Below are 17,695 nucleotides of genomic sequence, written 5' to 3' on the forward strand. Positions count from 1 at the left end.
TATCGAAGGCGGATGAATCGGTGCCCGACTCGCAAGGCAGGCACCGACGGTCACGCAGGTGAGCCCTCAGGGCTGCCAGCGGACGAAATTCTCGAGCAGCTTGAGGCCGGCGGCCGCACTCTTCTCCGGGTGGAACTGCACCGCGAACAGGCTGCCCTCACCGATGGCGACGTGCGCCTCGGCACCGGCGTAATGCGTCGCGCCGAAGACCTGTGAGCGCTCGGCAGCCGAGACATAGAAGCTGTGCACGAAGTAGAAGCGCGAGTTGTCCTCGATGCCTTCCCACAGCGCATGGCCCTGGGTGTGGGCGACGTGGTTCCAGCCCATGTGCGGCACCTTGAGACGCTGGCCGTGTTCGTCCAGCTGCTGGTCATCAAAGCGCTTCACATCGCCCTTGAAGTAGGCGAGGCAATCGATGCCACCGTTCTCTTCACTGCGCTCCATCAGCATCTGCTGACCGACACACACGCCCAGCAGCGGCTTGCTGTGGTTGCTCAGCAGTTCGCCGACCAGCCCGCGCAGTTCGGCGCGCTCAAGCTCGCCCATGCAATCGCGGATGGCGCCCTGACCGGGCAGCACCACGCGGGTCGCACCACGGATGGCGCGCGGGTCACTGGTGATCACGACATTCTCGTCAGCCACATGCTCAAGTGCCTTGGCGACGGAGTGCAGGTTGCCCATGCCATAGTCGATGACGGCAATCGTCATGTCTTTCTCCCGCAGGCCGGAGGGGGCTCCGGCATTGGATGTTCATGCAGAGGAAGTGCCACCCGGTGCCCGGCAAGCGGCAATGGCTGGCGACACATCCTCTGGCCGCGCTTCACGACGCTTACAGCGAGCCCTTGGTGGAGGCGATGCGGCCTCCCATGCGCTCGTCCTCTTCCACCGCCATGCGCACGGCACGGCCGAAGGCCTTGAAGATGGTCTCCGCCTGGTGGTGGGCATTGAAGCCCTTGAGGTTGTCGATGTGCAGCGTGGCGCCGACATGGTTGACGAAGCCCTGGAAGAATTCCCAGAACAGCTGCGTATCGAAACGCCCGATGTTGCCGCGCGTGAACTCGCACTGCATGAACAGGCCCGGGCGACCGGAGAAGTCGATCACCACGCGTGACAGGGCTTCGTCCAGCGGCACGTAGGCATGGCCGTAGCGGCGGATGCCGGCCTTGTTGCCGAGCGCCTGCGCGAAGGCCTGGCCGAGAGTGATGCCGATGTCCTCGACGGTGTGGTGGTCGTCGATGTGCAGATCACCGTCGCAGTCGACGTCGATGTCGATCACGCCGTGACGGGCGATCTGGTCCATCATGTGTTCGAGGAAGGGCACGCCGGTGTTGGCGCTCAGCTTGCCTTCGCCGTCCAGATTGATGCGAACCCGAATCTTGGTTTCCGAGGTGTTGCGATGAACCTCGGCGATACGCTCTGCCATGATGTCTCTCCAGCGGTCGGTGACCTCACCGCGGCTTCGGGGCTGATGAGGTCTGGCGCAGTCTGGGGCCTGGGTATGAGAGGCGTATGTCCAGTCCGGCCGGGAAGTGCGCATCATGTGGTTGTTGTCATGTGATGTCGCAAGTGAAAGCGTGATCCAGTGACGTTGTCGAGGTTGCGGGTCACTGATCGATGGCAGACGCGTCGTCCTTGCCTGCCCAGCCCGTCATTATAGAGAAAGGACAACGGCATCCGCTACAATGGCGGGCATTCATATCGCGGGCGAGGATCTCACCATGCCGGTCACTCTTCAGATGATCGATCACGCACGCTGGCAGGCCGATGAGCAAGTGCGCATCGACCTGTCACGCATCTATCACGAAGCCCCCGGTGAACGCCTGCCACTCGCGCCGGATGAGTTCATTCAGGCTAGCCTGGAGACCGGTCATCGCTTCTGCACCGCCTTCTTCAATGATCGCCATATCGGCGCTCTGCTGTGCGAGGACGATGGAAGGGCATGGCGCATCCGTCATTGCTGCGTGCGCAAGAGTACCCGGCGACGCGGGGTGGGAACGCGCCTGATGGCATTGATGTCGCTGGAAGCGGCGGCGCGCGAGCGCCTGCTGGTCGTGCCGGATCAAGGATTGACGCTGGCTGACGAGCTTCTGCTGTCGCGGCTCGGTTACGTGAAGGATGCCGAGCAGCAAGGCTTCGTGCTGGCCCAGACAGATAGCGAAAGCTGACGGCTGGACCGGCGTGACAGGAACTGATGACGCCGGGGCCTGTCCACCGCAGGTGAACGTTGACGCTGGCGTCTGGCATCGGGCGCACGTTCGCGCCCTCAGGTGCGACAATCGGGATCATTCACACGTGCCGGGCAATGCCTTCAGGAGCGAAGGCAGCCCGGACATCTCATCGTGTCAAAGGGAGGACGCAGATGAAAGCACTGTTCAGGGCCTTGCTGGCCATCGTCGGAGTACTGGCGCTGGTCGTGGTGGCGGGGGTGATCTATGTCACCACCTTCCTCGACCCGAATGATCTCAAGCCGCGTCTGGTCAAGGCGGTCAAGGACCAGGCGGGGCTGGAGCTGGCCCTGAACGGTCCGCTGGACTGGTCGTTCTACCCGCGCCTGGGCGTCAGTGTCGAGGACGCCCAGACCTGGCTGCCGGAGCAGGCTCACGACCAGACACCCTTCGCCTCCTTCAAGCGTGCCGAAGTCGGGGTGTCCTTCGCGCCCTTGCTGAGCGGTGAGGTGGAGGTCGAGGGCGTGTTCCTCGATGGCCTGAAACTGGACCTCAAGCGAGACGCTGACGGGCGAGGCAACTGGGAGAGTCTGTTGCAGCATGCTGCCGATGCCGCCGAGAGCGGTGCGGCGGACAAGGCCCTGCCTCCCGCCAAGAGTGCCGGTGTCGCCATGGCCGATGAGACGCAGGGAGATGCCGGTGTCAGCGATGGCGCTGAAGGCATGGCCGTCAATCTCGATATCGCCTCGATTCAGGTCACCAATGGGCAAATCACCTACCAGGATGCTGCCAGCGGTCTCGACATGACGCTCAATGAGCTGGCATTGAGCTCCAGCAACGTCAGCCCGACCAAGGCGTTCCCGGTGGAGCTGTCCTTCGTGGCGGAGGGGCGTGAGCCTGAGCTGCGCAGCACCATCAATCTGGACGGCAAGGTGGCGCTGGACCTTCAGAACGGTCGCCATGTCCTGACCGGCATCAGCCTGGATACCGCCACCAGCATGCCGTCGCTGAGCGAGCAGTCCCAGCAGCTGGCGCTGGAGATCGATACCCTGACACTGGATACCGAGCAGCAGCGCTATCGCATCGAGGGTGGGGAGCTGGATGCCTCGCTCAACGAACCGTCGCTGGGAGAGAAGGCGCTGCCGGTGAAGGCGACCTTCGGGGCGGAAGCGGATCTTGCCGAAGGCACCGCGACGCTCTCCGATCTGCTGCTGACTTCGGGCAGTGACCTGCGTCTCAGCGGGGCGCTCAAGGCCAGTGACATCACGGGCGAGGCGCTGAGCTACAGCGGGCAGTTCAAGCTGGCCCCGCTGTCGCCCAAGGCGTGGATGACGCGGGTCGGCATGCAGGCACCGCAGACGGCACGCGGCGATGCACTGACCTCGCTGGCATTCTCCAGCCCGCTCAAGGGCGATCTGTCACAGGTACAGCTGACCAACCTGGTGATGGCGCTGGATGACACCACCATCAACGGACGTCTCGGCTCCTCCTTCGATGCCTCGCAGATCACCTTTGATCTGGATGTCGATGCGCTGAATCTGGATGACTACCTCCCGCCGCAGACCAGCGAGAAGACTGCGAGTCTCGGTACGGGGATGACGGCAGGACTGGTGGCGCCGGCCTACGCGGCTGACGGCGATGCAGAGGTGTTGCCGGTGGAGCTGCTCAGAACTCTCGGGCTCAAGGGCCAGCTGGACATCGCGAACCTCACGGCATCCGGACTCGAGATGCGCAAGGTGTCCGCCAAGCTGTCCGGCCAGCCGGGACTGCAGCAGCTCGATAGCCTGACGGCCAGTCTGTACGGCGGTAGCCTGGCAGCCAGTGCCCGCATCGACAGTCGCAAGACACCGCTGACCATGAGCTTCGGCGAGAAGTTGACCAATCTGGATATCGCGCCATTCCTCAAGGCACTGGCGCCTGAGCAGGATGACATCCTGCGTGGCCGTCTGACGCTCAATGGCGACTACACCACCAGCACCAATCAACTCGACAGCATGAAGCGCAACCTGAATGGTTCGGGTGACTTCGAGATTCGCAATGGCGAGATACTCGACGTCAATGTGTCCGAGAAGATGTGCACCACGGTGGCGACGCTGAGTGGCAAGACGTCCTCGCGTGACTGGGCGGCGAATACCCCGCTGGAACGCGCACAGGGCAGCTTCAAGGTCACCAATGGCGTGATCAGCAATCAGGATCTGGCACTGGCGATCCCGGGTATCGCGCTGGATGGCAAGGGGCAGCTCAACCTGCCGACCGAAGCCTTTGACTACAACGTGGCGGCGCGCTTCATCGAAGGAACGGATGACGCTGCCTGTGAGGTCAATCCGCGTCTGGTCAAGCTGCGTTTCCCGGTGCAGTGTCAGGGCAACCTGAGCGGTGAACCGGGCGAATGGTGCGGCTTCGACCAGAAGGGCTTCCAGACGGCCGCCGCGGAACTGGCCAAGGATGAAGCCAAGCGCAAGGCGGGCGAGAAGGTCAGCGAGAAGCTGGATGAGAAGCTCGATGAAGACACGCGCAAGAAGATCGATGACAAGCTGGGCGAAGGCGCCAGCGACAAGCTGAAGGGCGCGATTCAGGGGCTGTTCAACTGATCACGCGCTCCTAGCACAGCAAGACCGGCACGCCAGTCCCTCGGGGCTGGCGTGCTGCCGTTGGAGCCCAGACCATGGCGCGCCATGGTACGAGTCACGAGTAGAGGAAGTCTTGATGGCGGTACCTGACACTGCGGCCACGCCTGACGTGGCGGCGTCTGATACCCACGCCCCGCCAGGCGTGGCAAGCATTGCGCTGAGCCCGGAGGAATTCCAGGCCCGCGTGTTCGACTGGTTCGATGAGCATGGCCGCAAGCACCTGCCCTGGCAGGAGAACACCACCCCGTATCGTGTGTGGGTCTCGGAGATCATGCTCCAGCAGACCCAGGTCGCGACGGTGCTGCCGTACTACGCCCGCTTCATGGAGCGCTTCCCGGATGTCGCGGCGCTGGCGGCGGCGGAGATCGATGAGGTGCTGCACCTGTGGACGGGGCTTGGCTACTACGCCCGGGCGCGCAATCTGCACAAGGCCGCTCAACAGGTGGTCGCTGAGTATGGCGGCACCTTCCCGGTCGAGAGTGTCGAGGCACTGTCGGCCTTGCCAGGTATCGGGCGCTCGACCGCCGGGGCGATCATCAGCATCAGCACCGGACAACGGGCGCCGATTCTCGATGGCAACGTCAAGCGCGTGCTGGCTCGCCTGCATGCCGTGGAAGGCTGGCCGGGACGGCCGGCCGTGGAGCGCAAGCTGTGGACGCTGGCGGAGCGCTACACGCCGCAGGTGCGGCTGGCGGACTGGACCCAGGCGATGATGGATCTCGGGGCCACCCTGTGCACGCGCGGCAGCAAGCCGGATTGTACGCGCTGTCCCTTCGAGGAAGTCTGTGTGGCGCATGCACGCGGCGAGGAAAAGCGCTTCCCCGAGAGCAAGCCCAAGAAGGCTATTCCGACACGTCAGACGCTGATGCTGCTGGTCAGTGACGAGGCGGGCCGGATTCTGCTCGAACGACGCCCACCGACGGGCATCTGGGGCGGCCTGTGGGCGCCGCCGCTGGTCGAGGACCGTGAGGCCGCGCGGGAGTGGGTTGCCCGTGAAGCGCGAGGCGCGCATCTGGAGGCGCCGCTGGACAGTTTCGAGCATGTCTTCAGCCACTTCCGGCTGACCATCACGCCGCAGCCGGTCCAGCTGGGAGCGGCGGAACTGACGCCGTCGGCGGAGGATGGCGTCAACGAACACGGAGCAGACCGTCGTTTCGTCGACCCCGCCGCGCCGGATGCCGTGGGCCTGCCGGCACCGGTCAAGGCGCTGCTGGCACGCTGCACGGATGATCTGTTCGGGCTGTGAGCGAGTCGCTCTCATCGACAGGCCTCGGACGCCTGGGGGAAACCCGCTCAAGCGTGCGAGAATGAGGCAATCGATTGAGCGTCTGGCGAAGGCTCGGCGCTCAACCGCACTGACATCCAGTTCTCTTACGGAGTTACCCATGCGCACCGTACATTGCCGCAAGTATGACCAGGACCTGCCGGGTCTCGACTTTCCGCCGCTGCCGGGCGAGAAGGGCCAGGATATCTGGGCCAACGTCTCGAAGCAGGCATGGGAAGAATGGCAGGCGCTGCAGACACGCCTGATCAACGAGAAGCACCTCAACATGATGGATGCCGACAGCCGTCGCTATCTGATGGAGCAGATGGAGCGTTTCTTCCGCAACGAAGAGACCGATCAGGCCGAAGGTTTCGTCCCGACTGACGCCGCCGCCAAGGGCGAAGCGCAGGGCGGACAGGGCTACGAAGTCTGACGAGACGGCGAGGGCGATGGAAGACGAATAACGACGCCAAATTCTTGATAAGCAAGGGTTGACGTCGGGAAAGGTTTTCTATTTAATACGTCCTCGTTGGCAAGGGCCAGATAGCTCAGTTGGTAGAGCAGGGGATTGAAAATCCCCGTGTCGGCGGTTCGATTCCGTCTCTGGCCACCAAGTGTTGGGGTATAGCCAAGTGGTAAGGCACCGGTTTTTGGTATCGGCATTCCCAGGTTCGAGTCCTGGTACCCCAGCCAGCTGACATGCAGTAACGTAGTAAGAAGACTCATATCATGAGTTCTTTGTGCCGGCTTAGCTCAGTTGGTAGAGCAACTGACTTGTAATCAGTAGGTCGAGGGTTCGACTCCTTTAGCCGGCACCATCTTCAGGCTTCTGTAGATGAACGAAGAACGCAGGATATCGAAGTCGCCCAGGCGGCTTTTTTTGTGTCTTCCGGTCGGCCAGATAGCTCAGTTGGTAGAGCAGGGGATTGAAAATCCCCGTGTCGGCGGTTCGATTCCGTCTCTGGCCACCAAATTGGGGTATAGCCAAGTGGTAAGGCACCGGTTTTTGGTATCGGCATTCCCAGGTTCGAGTCCTGGTACCCCAGCCAATTCTGGCTAGCAGATGAAGTCGCAGGATGAATTCGGCAGCCAACAGAAAAGCCACCCTCCGGGGTGGCTTTTTTGCGTCTGGCGTCTGCTCGCCTTGCGTCTTTCGGCGCTCAATGCGCGGCGGATGAGCCGGGGTGATGGGCCTGCCAGCTGAGGCGTTTGCGATAGATGGTCGATGGGGCGATTTCCAGAATGGCAGCGGCACGCGGAATGCTGCCATCGCATGCCGCTATCACCGTCTCGATGGCATCCCGCTCCACCATCCACAGCGGGCGCTGCCAGAGGCCCTGGTTCTCGGCGCCGGGTGGTGCGTGCTCGAGTCTCTCGTGTGAGCCGCCGTGTGCTGGCAGGTCCAGCATGGCGGCCGTGAGACTCTCGCCCTCGTGGAGGATGATGGCGCGGCGCAGGGTGTTTTCCAGCTCGCGCACGTTGCCCGGCCAATCGTGGGCCAGCAGCGCCTGCTCCGCGCAGGCGCTCAGGCTGGTGAAATGCTTGCCTTCGTGGCTGGCCATGCGACTCAGCAAGCCGTTGGCGATCTCGAGAATGTCACTTCCGCGCTCGCGCAGGGGCGGCACCTTGAGCGGGATGACGTGCAGGCGGTAGAAGAGGTCTTCGCGGAAGCGATGGGTCTCCACCAGCTGACGCGGGTCCTGATGCGTGGCACAGACGATACGGCAGTTGACCTCGACCGTGCGTGTCGCGCCCACGGGCATCACCTGGCCGGTCTGCAGAAAGCGCAACAGCTTGCTCTGCAGTGGCAAGGGCAGTTCGGCGATCTCATCCAGGAACAGCGTCCCGCCATCCGCTGCCACGGCCAGGCCCTGCTGGGCACTGACGGCACCGGTAAAGGCGCCACGCACATGCCCGAACAGCTGTGATTCCAATAGCTCCGCCGGGATGGCAGCACAGTTGACGGCGATGAAAGGGCCTTCGCGTACCGGGCTGTGGCGGTGGATGGCAGTGGCGCATAGCTCCTTGCCGCTGCCGCTTTCGCCGGTGATGAAGATGGGGGCGTCCGAATGGGCGACCTGTATGAGGGTGCGATAGAGGGTCTGCATGGACGATGAGCCTCCGATGAACCCCTCAAAACCGTTAGGCCGGCCTGTCGGTAGAGACTTCACCCGTGCGGGGGAGTCGACAGTCAGATTCAACGCAGTGGTGATCGGCGTAGCCTGATGGTGAGCCTTCAGTGCGGTCATGAGTGATGTTCCCTTGCTGCTGGACCCCTGTCAGCAGCTCGTAGAGCATCGCTGCAGGAGCATAATTGTCGGGCTGCTTCTGGTGACAGCCTCTCGGAAGGACACACGCTTCCCAAGCGTTGAGTCTTCGTCATGCGGGTTGTTGCGCGTCCTTTTCCAAGCTTACTCAAACGTGAGAGATGATCATGGCGGCTTTTAGTGGGTTTTTTCCGCTGCGCGCGAGGGTCAGATATCTCATCCCACCCGTTGGCATGATGACCAACTCTCTCCTCACGTTTGACACGTGAGTCTGATGTTCTCAAGTGCCCTGCCTAGGCCGTCGCGCCTTGCCCGGGCGGGGCATCATGGGGCTTCTTCCTCTTCATCATCCGCATTGTTGTGGGTGATGGTGAAATCCGTTGACGACGTCTGCGAACTGCCATCGGCGGACTGGTCCGCCGTGCTGTCGATGGTGCCGGTGGAGCCATCACTCAGGGTCTGTTCAATCTGCTGCCAGTTGCCGATCGAGGTACTGCTGCCGGTATTGAGCGTGTATGCGCCGATATTGGTCTCGGACCCTTCCCCCAGGCTGCCGGCCTTCTTGCTCTCGTAGAGGATCAGGGCGGTTTCTGCACTGCGCGCCGGGAAGTCGTAGGGGAAGGGGCCCATCAACGAGTTGGCGCTGGCGCTACCGGCCAGCAGGAATCCCGCGCCCACGACTCCCAGGCTGATACGTGTGAAAGCATTCATGTCTTGCTCCTTTCGGTCTGTGAAAGATGCAGTGTCTGATGCGTGAGACGTCTGATGTCAGCAGGTGCTGAAACACACGCGGGTTGCCCCGCGTGTGTTGGTTGCCTGCAGAGGGGTTACGGAGTCACGGGGCCGACGCTGATGGACATGTTGTTACCCACGGAGGTCGCGGCATTATTGATGACCGGGCCTTCGAAGCTGCCTGTCGGCGGCAGATCCAGCGTGATGTTGCTGACTTTGGCAGTCGAGCTGATGTTGGCGAAGCTCATCTGGGTATTGTCGGCAATCAGGGCGCTATCGATATCAGTGCTATCCAGAGTGACCGACATATTGTTGCCTACGGAGGTCGCGGCATTGTCCACGCTCAGGTTGAGAATGTTGTCGACCTTGGCCAATGATTCGACTTCAGCAGTGCCCGGGTAGAAGAAATAGCCACCAGAACCCGCCAAGAACTGCTCATTGTGTAGGTTGACCATGGCATCACTATCCACCGAGACATTGTTGCCCACCGAAGTAGCGGCATTCTCAAGCGACTCTAGGCGAGTAATGTCAGGATTAGGCGTGGAGCCGGCATAGCTGATATAGACATCGACATCAGCGTTAGCGTTTGCAACTGCATCTGCACTCGCATTGGCTGCTGAATGATGATTCCAGCTGTGTGCATTCGCAGCGGATGACGCGCTGCTGCCTGCACTGAGGCTATCAACTAGTTCGATGGAAGGGTCGCCTGCTTCACCTGCACCGTAGCTGACATCACTGACGATGGCTTCGGAGCTGACGTCACCGATCTGCTTTTGCAGACTTTCGACCATCACTAGGCCGCCTGGATCTTTGATTTTCGGGTCAATATAGACATCAATATTGACATCAGTATTGACATACCCATCCCAATTCCAATCCACGTTATTGAAGGCTTGCGCTTGGCTTGCCATCATCACACCACTTACGAGACCGATGGCGACTGCGAGCTTATTATAGGTAGTCATTGTCATGTTCCTCATGAATGTTGACTTATTGTGCTGCGCTGGATGCTGCCGGTACTTCTGATGCGGGTGCTGCTTGCAACGGTGTTGCGACTGCTGCGGTACTGCCTGATGCCGTATTGGCTGCGGCCACTTGCTGCGTGTTGCCGTCTTTCGCTGCAACATGCTGTCCCGGGTGAAGTTCACATTCCTGCCCCGCAGGTACAGGAAGTCCCAGGCCTTCAGTCAGGAGTTGGTAGGCGCCCATCTCCACGACTGATCTCACGCCCAGCTGCAGTGGTTCATTGCGCACTGCGCCGGAATCAAACTCGACCAGCTGATTGCCGAAGAAGCGATAGATGCCGGCTTCGACTTCGTAACCCACTACCTGCTTCTGCAGGCTGGTGACATAGACGGTGCGGAAGGTGCGGATGTCGACCATGCGCAGGTCCAGGCCCACATTGATGACGGCGGTCCGCAATCCGGCCCCGATTCCGCTGACGAACAGGCGAGTGCCACCACTGGAAATGTTGTAATTGAGCTCAGTGAGGGCACCGAGAACCACGAAGTGCGAGGGGAGGACGGCCAGCTTGCGTGGTGCATAGGCCATGGCCTTGTTCTCGTAAAGCTGCTGCTCGGCCAGCGGGACGCGAACATCAAGACGCTCTGTCAGGTGAACCTTGCGAGTCTTGTAGAGCGCGCTGATCAACATTTCCGAGACACCCTGAGTGACGGCGGCGCTTTCGGTTACTGTCGAATAGCTGCGTTGTCCTGTCTTGTCAGTGATCTGCCCGACGGCGATGACTGGCAGGTTTGTCGCGCCTGAAATACGGCTCAATGAGGCAAGACATTCACTGTAAGGCGTATTGTTTGAGGTGACTGGCGGCCCGACGACTGGCTCGACATTATCGAATTTCGGCTCGACTGCGGCGCAGCCCCCCAGCACTGTGGCCATGCAAGCGGCCAGACAAATCCGTGGCTTGAACATGCTGGAAGTTCCCCTGGTGTGACGCATTGTCCTGCGCCGTTCTTGTACTCTGATATGTGTCTATCAGTTGTGATGCCGTGACTTTACAGGGGCATTAAGTGTGCCAACTAAATTCACAATAGTTCACAACAACTTACGCTTATTGTCTGGTGATCATTCGCGATGCGATTTGCAAAAGGCGAAGCGTATTGGGGGGAATTGTCAGGAGGCCATGACAAGGAATGAGGCGATATATGAGTCATGATGTCTTTCATGCATGAGGCGCGTGGCCACCGCGTGAATGATGAAATGATCTATCGGGGTGACTGAGGAATCTTGTCATCCGTGAGACACAGGAGGTCTCATGTTTTCGCGAGAACGGTGATGGCGGGGGTAGTGCGCGATTGAATGGTCTTTTAACGAACTCGGGGATCAGGCGTCTGTGATTAATTCATGATTCATGGGGTTGAAGTCTGTGTCATGGCCCATAGGTGGGACAGTGCGGCCAAGCCGCAGGAATAGAACGCCGGATTCCTCTTTCCTCAATGCAAGCCATTGATGCCTTAAGGAGAGCAAGATGACAGCTTCACGCCACATGACCTCGTACAACGCCACCGCTGCGCTTTCGTCCAAGCAGCGCCACCACCACGAGATGGACGGCAGCAACGCCAGCGATGGCGCAGAGTCCTCCAATCAGCGTCTGGGTGTCCGTCAGGTCGATGCCGATCGCGATCAGGCGCCGGAAGCCTATCTGGACAAGTCAGGCAGCGACCGAGGCTCCTCCCACTCGCGCGACGCCTACCCGACGCGTCTGAGCCAGCCACCGCAGCACCTGTGGCAGAAGCGCCGCGAGCCCGTCGTGCACTCGCGCGCCGATGAGGGGCCGCTGGGGGCTGAGCAGCTCAAGCGGTTCGAGCGCGATGGCTTCCTGTTCGAGCCGGAATTCCTGGCCCCGGAAGAAGTCGAGACGCTCAAGGCCGAACTGGCTGCGCTGCTGGAGCAGGAAGATCTCCAGGGTCGTGATTTCACCATTACCGAGCCCAAGAGCCGCGAGATTCGCTCCATCTTCGCCGTGCACTTCCTGTCGGAGCGCTTCCGCCAGCTTGCCGAAGACCCGCGCCTGGTGGATCGCGCGCGCCAGATTCTGGGTGGCGATGTCTATGTCCATCAGTCGCGCATCAACTACAAGCCGGGCTTCGAGGGCAAGGGCTTCAACTGGCATTCGGACTTCGAGACCTGGCACGCCGAGGATGGCATGCCGGAAATGCGTGCGGTCAGCGCCTCGATCATCCTGAATGACAATCACCACTTCAACGGCCCGCTGATGCTGATCCCCGGCTCGCACGAAGTCTTCGTGCACTGCCTGGGTGAGACGCCGGAAGACAATCACAAGTCTTCGCTGCAGGCACAGGAAGTCGGTGTGCCCTCGCGCGAAGCGCTGCGAGAGCTGGTCGCCGAGCGTGGCATCGAGGCGCCCACCGGTGCCGCGGGTGGTCTGCTGATGTTTGACTGCAACACCTTGCATGGCTCCAACGCCAACATGTCGCCGGACCCGCGCAGCAACGCCTTCTTCGTCTACAACCGTGTCGACAATGCCATGCAGGCGCCGTTCGCGGCCTCTCGTCCGCGCCCTGAATTTCTGGCCCACCGTGCCGATGGTGGCTGGGATGAACTGGAAAAATGAGCCGCGCGTGATAGATCGCCAGCGTGAGCAAGTGAAAGGAAAGACCGAAAGGCTGAGCAGGCCAGTGGACTGAACTGCACAACCCGGGGTTGCGTTCAGGCGGCGAAATCTCGGACGTTGGTGTGGTAGTGGCAAACCGGCGGGGCGGCGTAAGATTGAGACATCTCTCATTGATCATCCATCACGCCCCGACAGGAGTTCTGCATGCCGCTTGCTCAGCGTTTTACCCCACGTTTCAGCGATGGTCGTGTCTTTGCCCATGATCTCGGCAAGGTGGTGTGCGTGGGGCGCAATTATGCTGCCCACGCCGCGGAGCTCGGCAATGAAGTGCCCAGCGAGCCGTTGCTGTTCATCAAGCCCGCCACCAGTGTGGTGCCCATGGACAAGCCGCTGCCGCTCTCGAAGCGTCGTGGCCAGTACCATTACGAGGCCGAGCTTGCGCTGCTGGTCGGCAAGCCACTGTGCGAGGCGAGTGAAGACGAGGCGCTGGACGCATTGGCCGGCATGGGGCTGGCGCTGGATCTCACCCTGCGTGAGCGTCAGAGCAAGCTCAAGGCCAAGGGCCAGCCGTGGGAACTGGCCAAGGCCTTCGACGGCAGCTGTCCGCTGTCCTCCTTCGTCGCACTGGAAGGCCCGCGCTGGCGTGATGGCGAAGGCGCACTGCATGATGTCGATTTCCAGGCACTGCAGTATCGTTTCGCCATCGACGGCGAGCAGCGTCAGCAGGCGGATACCCGTCTGATGCTGTTCCCTGTCGCGCGGCTGCTCAGCGAGATCAGCCACAGCTTCACGCTGCTGCCCGGCGACGTGGTACTGACCGGCACGCCGGAAGGGGTTGGCGAGCTGAATCCGGATCAGGCGCTGGCACTGACGCTGGATGCCCCGGATGGCAGCGGCGAGCTGCTGCGTGTCGAGACACGCACTCGCGGCGTGGCATGATGCTTGGGTCTGTCTCGAGCCTTGACGTGAGTTGGCTCTGAGGCAGCCCTGAGCGAGTTCACAACAGCCCTGAGCGAGTTGAAAACAGCCCTGAGCGGGTTAAAAAAAAGCCCCTGTCGGGATTCCGGCAGGGGCTTTTGCTGTCTGGGCTGCTGCTTTCTGGGCTTCTGCTTTCCGGGCTCGAATCTCTGAAGCAGAGATCGGCTCAATGACGGAAGGGCTCAGCTCTCCAGGTAGGTATATCCTTCCAGACCTGCCTTCAGGTCCTCGAGCAGGTCTGCCTGTTCCAGCGCGTTCAGATTGGATGACTTGAGCTGACGCGCGAGGCGTGCCGCCAGCTGATCCGGGTCGAAGTTCACGTAGCGCAGCACCTGCGCCACGCTATCGCCCTGAATGGCATGGGAAAGCTGCCATTGGCCCTCGTCGTCGAGGCTGGCATCCACGGAATCGGTATCGCCGAACAGGTTGTGCAGATCGCCGAGGATCTCCTGATAGGCGCCGACCATGAAGAAGCCGAGCAGCTTCTCTTCCTCGGCATGCCATTCCGGCAGCGGCAGGGTGGCATCCAGGCCCTGGTCATCCACATAGGTGTCGATGCGGCCATCACTGTCGCAGGTGATGTCCTGGATCACGCCACGCCGGGTCGGCGCGCGGTCGAGACCGGTCAGCGGCAGGATCGGGAAGATCTGCTCGATGCCCCAGATGTCCGGCAGTGACTGGAACAGCGAGAAATTGACGAACAGCTTGTCGGCCAGCTTCTCGTTGAGCTCATCGAGCACCGCGCGGTGCGAACGCTGGCGCGCATCGAGGCGCCCGGCGAGACTGCGACACACGTTGGTGTAGATGGCCTCCGCCTCGGCACGGATGGCGATGCTCGCCAGCCCCATCACGAAGCGCTCCTGCACCTGATGCTGGGCATGCACCACGGCGTGGTAGATCTCCACCAGCTCACGTGGCTCGAGCGCACCTTCCAGACGCGCGGCCTGTGTCCACAGCGCGGCGATCTGCAGATCATCCTCACGCGGCGTGGGCAGCGGCAGGTCGACACGCTCCTCGCCGATCACGTCCGTCACCAGCACGGCGTGGTGAGCGGTCAGGGCACGACCGGATTCGGAGATGATGTGCGGATGCGGCAGATCATGCGCCTCGCACACCGCGTGGAACGCCCCGACCACATAGTCGGCGTATTCGCGCATCGAGTAGTTGAGCGAGCAGGCGCTTTCCGAGCGCGTGCCTTCGTAGTCCACGCCCAGGCCACCGCCGACATCGACGATTTCCACGCCGGCACCGGCTTCATGCAGCCCCTGATAGAAGCGCGCGCACTCGGCCAGGCCGCGCTGGATGTCGCTGATGTCCGCGATCTGCGAGCCGAGGTGGAAGTGGACCAGCTTGAGGCAGTCCAGCGCATCCACTTCGCGCAGGCGCTCGACCAGCGCGACGATCTGGCTCGCCGTCAGGCCGAATTTCGACTTCTCGCCGCCGGTGTTCTGCCAGTTGCCCTTGCCGATGGTGGCCAGGCGCGCGCGCAGACCGATGCGCGGCCGCACGCCGAGACGTTCAGCCTCTTCCAGCACCAGTTCCAGCTCGCTGGCCTTCTCGACCACCAGGTGCACGCGGTGGCCGAGCTTCTCGCCCATCAGCGCCAGACGCACGTACTCGCGGTCCTTGTAGCCGTTGCAGACGATGACCGACGGGCCATTGTCCGACAGCGCCAGCACGGCGAGCAGTTCCGGCTTGCTGCCGGCTTCCAGGCCGACACGCCCGCGCGAGCGTTCGCTGGTCGCCAGCAGTTCCTCGACCACGCGACGCTGCTGGTTGACCTTGATCGGATAGACGGCGGTGTAGCTGGCGCCATAGCCGCGTGAGCTGATGGCGGCATCGAAGGCGGCGCACAGCTGCTCGACCCGGTCATGCAGGATATCGGCGAAGCGGATCAGCAGCGGCAGTCGCAGGCCCTGGGCGCGGGCCTTGTCGATCAGCGAGATCAGCGGCAGCGCAGGCGTACCCGGTTCGCCATGGGGGCGCACCAGCGTCAGGCCATCCTGGCCCACGTCGAAATAGCCGCTGCCCCACTGGTCAATGTTGTAGGTGCGGCGTGCTTCGGCTGCAAAGGAGGTCATCGCGGTCTCCGGAGATGGACGGCGTGAAGGCAAGCCCGGCGGTGCTCAGCGGTGTGGGCAGCGTCGGAGAAGACAATGGCGCCCGCACGGATGCGGGCGCTCAGGGGGCGCATTATGCCTGCTGGGGAGGCGCAGGCAATCGCTTTGCCACTTGCGTGGACATTCAGGCCGGCTGGGTGGCGTCGGGCAGCGGCAGGGCGCCTTCCTCGATGCGCCGGCCCAGCAGCTGGCGATACTGTGCCGGGTCCTTCGGCGTCAGGCTGTGAGCGGGCGGGTCCACGTAGACCACCAGCAGGCGTGACAGCCAGTAGCGCAGCGCGGTCATGCGCAGCATGCTCGGCCACAGGCGGCGTTCGTCAGCGTTCATCGGACGCTCGGCCAGATAGGCGCTGAGCAGGGCGTCATAACGCGCCTGATCCAGACGGCCATCGTCATTGGAGCACCAGTCATTGACCAGAATCGACAGATCGAAGATCAGGTCGCCGGTGCAGCCATTGTAGAAGTCGATGATGCCGCCGAGGCGATCGCCGTCAAACAGCGTGTTGTCGCGGAACAGATCCCCGTGCAGCGCGCCCTGTGGCAGGTCGACGCCACTGAAGACGTCTTCGCAGACATCGATCTCGTCGGCCATCAGTGCCTGGTCTTCCGGGCTCAGATAGGCCAGCACCTTGTGGTGCATCGGCTTGATCCAATGCAGGTCACGGGTGTTGGGGCGCTGGCCGGTGAAGTGCTGCGAGACGGCGTGCATGCGCCCCAGCGCCGCACCGATCTCGCGGCACTGGGCGACATTGGGCGAGACGGGCCACTTGCCCGGCATGCGCGGGAACAGCAACGCCGGCTTGCCTGCCAGCGTCTTGAGCGCCTGACCTTCGCGGTCATGCAGCGGGCCGGGCACCGGCAGCTGGTGGCCGGCGAGGAAGTCGAGCAGCTCGACGAAGAAGGGCAGTTCCTCATGCTCGCCCTGCTCGAACAGGGTCAGCACCATCTCGCGGCGGTCGGTGGTGACGAAGAAGGTCGAGTTCTCGGTGCCGTGGGCGACATCTTCCAGCGATGTCAGCGTGCCTGCATCGTACTCTGCCAGAAATTCTGCGACCTGAGCCTCGCTCAGGGGGGTAAAGACTGCCATGGGTGACTCTTCTCGCCGAAATGTGTCCGCCCCATCAGTGGCGCGCCGCTGGACCGACGCGGCGGCAATGCGCTGACAGGAGTTGTTGTCGGTAGGCAGGAGGGAGACCTCCATGCCCGGACCGAGCGCAAGGGATGCGTCCGGTCCGGGCATGATGCCCGTCACTGCCGGGTCAGATGCCGCGTGACCCGCAATGCCGAGCTTATCACTTTTTCCGCGCCCAGCCGGGCACCTTGAGCTGACTGGCCTGCGACACGCTGGAACGGGTGAAGTTGCCGTTGCCATCACTGTCGAGCAGGAAGAAGGGCGTGCCCCCCTTGGGGATGATCTCGATGGCGTACAGATGGCCGTTGACGCGGTATTCGCGCAGCTGGCGGTCATCCTGCTGACGGCTGGTGACCTGTGGCTTGGGGGCATCACTCTCGGCCACGGCCAGCGGGGCGCCCAGTGCGGTGATGACCAGCAGAAGAGCACTCGCCAGCAGCGTGGGCAGGCGCAGCGTCGGGTGCGGAGCAATCGAAGCAGTCGTGCGCATGGCATTCCTCCTTTAACACGTGAGCCTTCATCGCAGGGAGACTGGCGACAAGGCCCCGTACACAAAAGTCCTGAGCGCAAAGATTCTGTGCGCAAGCGTGCGGAGGGCAAGCGAATCGGCGATGGCCAGAAACCTTGCCTGATGGGCGCAGTCTACGACTCTTGTCAGCCGCGTGCACGATTTCACTGCCCCCGGGAGCTACCCGAAAGCCGGTCCATGCCCGCGGCGTGACTGTGCCTCGCCGCAGCCCTTGCGTATCATGACAGCCATTGATGCCGAGAGAGTTTCGGCCCCGACTCTGCTTGTCCCAAGCTCACCCTTCAGC

The 17,695-nt window shown here is 62.2% G+C and carries 15 protein-coding genes and 5 tRNA genes; 11 read left to right on the plus strand and 9 right to left on the minus strand.

Annotated elements, in window-relative coordinates:
• Window positions 1-66: 66 nt before the first annotated feature.
• Together hisH and hisB are read right to left on the minus strand one after the other, a co-directional pair.
• A complete protein-coding gene (gene hisH, locus ACZYGA_RS08760) occupies window positions 67-708 on the minus strand; it encodes an imidazole glycerol phosphate synthase subunit HisH (RefSeq protein WP_176493731.1) in 642 nt (213 codons plus the stop codon).
• 121 nt (window positions 709-829) lie between these two features.
• Window positions 830-1,423 (minus strand): imidazoleglycerol-phosphate dehydratase HisB, encoded by a 594-nt coding sequence (gene hisB / locus ACZYGA_RS08765; RefSeq protein ID WP_479398922.1) that lies wholly within the window; start codon window positions 1,421-1,423, stop codon window positions 830-832.
• 295 nt (window positions 1,424-1,718) lie between these two features.
• On the opposite strand from hisB, the gene ACZYGA_RS08770 reads away from it, so the two are divergent.
• The 9 genes from ACZYGA_RS08770 (at window position 1,719) to ACZYGA_RS08810 (ending at window position 7,108) form a co-directional block, all read left to right on the plus strand.
• Entirely contained in the window at window positions 1,719-2,165 is a 447-nt protein-coding gene (locus ACZYGA_RS08770; protein WP_077379332.1) for an acetyl-CoA sensor PanZ family protein, read from the plus strand.
• Window positions 2,166-2,359: 194 nt separating this feature from the next.
• The gene (locus ACZYGA_RS08775) at window positions 2,360-4,756 is read left to right on the plus strand and encodes an AsmA family protein (RefSeq protein ID WP_479398924.1); all 2,397 of its coding nucleotides are present in this window, start codon (window positions 2,360-2,362) and stop codon (window positions 4,754-4,756) included.
• Window positions 4,757-4,871: 115 nt separating this feature from the next.
• Window positions 4,872-6,041, plus strand: a complete 1,170-nt coding sequence (mutY, locus tag ACZYGA_RS08780; RefSeq protein WP_479398926.1) for an A/G-specific adenine glycosylase — start codon at window positions 4,872-4,874, stop codon at window positions 6,039-6,041.
• A 139-nt stretch (window positions 6,042-6,180) separates the two neighbouring features.
• Entirely contained in the window at window positions 6,181-6,492 is a 312-nt protein-coding gene (locus ACZYGA_RS08785) for an oxidative damage protection protein (protein ID WP_077378554.1), read from the plus strand.
• A 104-nt stretch (window positions 6,493-6,596) separates the two neighbouring features.
• Window positions 6,597-6,672 (plus strand) — tRNA-Phe (locus ACZYGA_RS08790).
• 5 nt (window positions 6,673-6,677) lie between these two features.
• Window positions 6,678-6,752: transfer RNA gene (locus ACZYGA_RS08795), tRNA-Gln, on the plus strand.
• A 49-nt stretch (window positions 6,753-6,801) separates the two neighbouring features.
• Window positions 6,802-6,877 (plus strand) — tRNA-Thr (locus ACZYGA_RS08800).
• Window positions 6,878-6,954: 77 nt separating this feature from the next.
• Window positions 6,955-7,030 (plus strand) — tRNA-Phe (locus tag ACZYGA_RS08805).
• 3 nt (window positions 7,031-7,033) lie between these two features.
• Window positions 7,034-7,108, plus strand: a tRNA-Gln gene (locus ACZYGA_RS08810).
• Window positions 7,109-7,219: 111 nt separating this feature from the next.
• Here ACZYGA_RS08810 and ACZYGA_RS08815 read toward each other — a convergent pair.
• The 4 genes from ACZYGA_RS08815 to ACZYGA_RS08830 all read right to left on the minus strand — a co-directional run bounded on the left by ACZYGA_RS08815 (window position 7,220) and on the right by ACZYGA_RS08830 (window position 10,987).
• Window positions 7,220-8,308: a sigma-54 interaction domain-containing protein gene (locus tag ACZYGA_RS08815; RefSeq protein WP_077378557.1), complete on the minus strand. Its 1,089-nt coding sequence runs from the start codon at window positions 8,306-8,308 to the stop codon at window positions 7,220-7,222.
• A gap of 342 nt (window positions 8,309-8,650) precedes the next feature.
• Window positions 8,651-9,037: a hypothetical protein gene (locus ACZYGA_RS08820; RefSeq protein ID WP_136939121.1), complete on the minus strand. Its 387-nt coding sequence runs from the start codon at window positions 9,035-9,037 to the stop codon at window positions 8,651-8,653.
• Between the two features lie 116 nt (window positions 9,038-9,153).
• Entirely contained in the window at window positions 9,154-10,023 is an 870-nt protein-coding gene (locus ACZYGA_RS08825; protein ID WP_043333251.1) for a hypothetical protein, read from the minus strand.
• Window positions 10,024-10,048: 25 nt separating this feature from the next.
• Window positions 10,049-10,987 carry a CsgG/HfaB family protein gene (locus tag ACZYGA_RS08830; protein WP_279855816.1) on the minus strand — a complete coding sequence of 313 codons (939 nt, stop codon included), beginning with the start codon at window positions 10,985-10,987 and terminating at the stop codon, window positions 10,049-10,051.
• Between the two features lie 556 nt (window positions 10,988-11,543).
• Between ACZYGA_RS08830 and thpD the strand changes: the two genes are divergently transcribed.
• Both thpD and ACZYGA_RS08840 read left to right on the plus strand, forming a co-directional pair.
• Window positions 11,544-12,650 (plus strand): ectoine hydroxylase, encoded by a 1,107-nt coding sequence (gene thpD, locus ACZYGA_RS08835; protein ID WP_338080399.1) that lies wholly within the window; start codon window positions 11,544-11,546, stop codon window positions 12,648-12,650.
• 204 nt (window positions 12,651-12,854) lie between these two features.
• Window positions 12,855-13,589: a fumarylacetoacetate hydrolase family protein gene (locus ACZYGA_RS08840; protein WP_479398927.1), complete on the plus strand. Its 735-nt coding sequence runs from the start codon at window positions 12,855-12,857 to the stop codon at window positions 13,587-13,589.
• Between the two features lie 221 nt (window positions 13,590-13,810).
• On the opposite strand, the gene speA is transcribed toward ACZYGA_RS08840, so the two are convergent.
• The 3 genes from speA to ACZYGA_RS08855 form a co-directional block, all read right to left on the minus strand.
• Window positions 13,811-15,709, minus strand: coding sequence for a biosynthetic arginine decarboxylase (gene speA, locus ACZYGA_RS08845; protein WP_077378572.1), 1,899 nt, complete (start codon window positions 15,707-15,709; stop codon window positions 13,811-13,813).
• A 163-nt stretch (window positions 15,710-15,872) separates the two neighbouring features.
• On the minus strand, window positions 15,873-16,835 hold the full coding sequence (locus ACZYGA_RS08850; RefSeq protein WP_084209458.1) for a homoserine kinase: 963 nt from the start codon (window positions 16,833-16,835) through the stop codon (window positions 15,873-15,875).
• A 205-nt stretch (window positions 16,836-17,040) separates the two neighbouring features.
• On the minus strand, window positions 17,041-17,370 hold the full coding sequence (locus ACZYGA_RS08855; RefSeq protein ID WP_084209457.1) for a DUF2782 domain-containing protein: 330 nt from the start codon (window positions 17,368-17,370) through the stop codon (window positions 17,041-17,043).
• Window positions 17,371-17,695: the final 325 nt, after the last annotated feature.

The sequence above is a fragment of the Cobetia sp. BL01 genome, from assembly GCF_056493605.1.

Excerpts from the sequence above, each read along its gene's own strand:
- hisH (WP_176493731.1), bottom strand. The coding sequence starts at position 708 with ATGACGATTGCCGTCATCGACTATGGCATGGGCAACCTGCACTCCGTC.
- hisB (WP_479398922.1), bottom strand. The coding sequence starts at position 1,423 with ATGGCAGAGCGTATCGCCGAGGTTCATCGCAACACCTCGGAAACCAAG.
- ACZYGA_RS08770 (WP_077379332.1), top strand. The coding sequence starts at position 1,719 with ATGCCGGTCACTCTTCAGATGATCGATCACGCACGCTGGCAGGCCGAT.
- ACZYGA_RS08775 (WP_479398924.1), top strand. The coding sequence starts at position 2,360 with ATGAAAGCACTGTTCAGGGCCTTGCTGGCCATCGTCGGAGTACTGGCG.
- mutY (WP_479398926.1), top strand. The coding sequence starts at position 4,872 with ATGGCGGTACCTGACACTGCGGCCACGCCTGACGTGGCGGCGTCTGAT.
- ACZYGA_RS08785 (WP_077378554.1), top strand. The coding sequence starts at position 6,181 with ATGCGCACCGTACATTGCCGCAAGTATGACCAGGACCTGCCGGGTCTC.
- ACZYGA_RS08815 (WP_077378557.1), bottom strand. The coding sequence starts at position 8,308 with ATGACCGCACTGAAGGCTCACCATCAGGCTACGCCGATCACCACTGCG.
- ACZYGA_RS08820 (WP_136939121.1), bottom strand. The coding sequence starts at position 9,037 with ATGAATGCTTTCACACGTATCAGCCTGGGAGTCGTGGGCGCGGGATTC.
- ACZYGA_RS08825 (WP_043333251.1), bottom strand. The coding sequence starts at position 10,023 with ATGACTACCTATAATAAGCTCGCAGTCGCCATCGGTCTCGTAAGTGGT.
- ACZYGA_RS08830 (WP_279855816.1), bottom strand. The coding sequence starts at position 10,987 with ATGTTCAAGCCACGGATTTGTCTGGCCGCTTGCATGGCCACAGTGCTG.
- thpD (WP_338080399.1), top strand. The coding sequence starts at position 11,544 with ATGACAGCTTCACGCCACATGACCTCGTACAACGCCACCGCTGCGCTT.
- ACZYGA_RS08840 (WP_479398927.1), top strand. The coding sequence starts at position 12,855 with ATGCCGCTTGCTCAGCGTTTTACCCCACGTTTCAGCGATGGTCGTGTC.
- speA (WP_077378572.1), bottom strand. The coding sequence starts at position 15,709 with ATGACCTCCTTTGCAGCCGAAGCACGCCGCACCTACAACATTGACCAG.
- ACZYGA_RS08850 (WP_084209458.1), bottom strand. The coding sequence starts at position 16,835 with ATGGCAGTCTTTACCCCCCTGAGCGAGGCTCAGGTCGCAGAATTTCTG.
- ACZYGA_RS08855 (WP_084209457.1), bottom strand. The coding sequence starts at position 17,370 with ATGCGCACGACTGCTTCGATTGCTCCGCACCCGACGCTGCGCCTGCCC.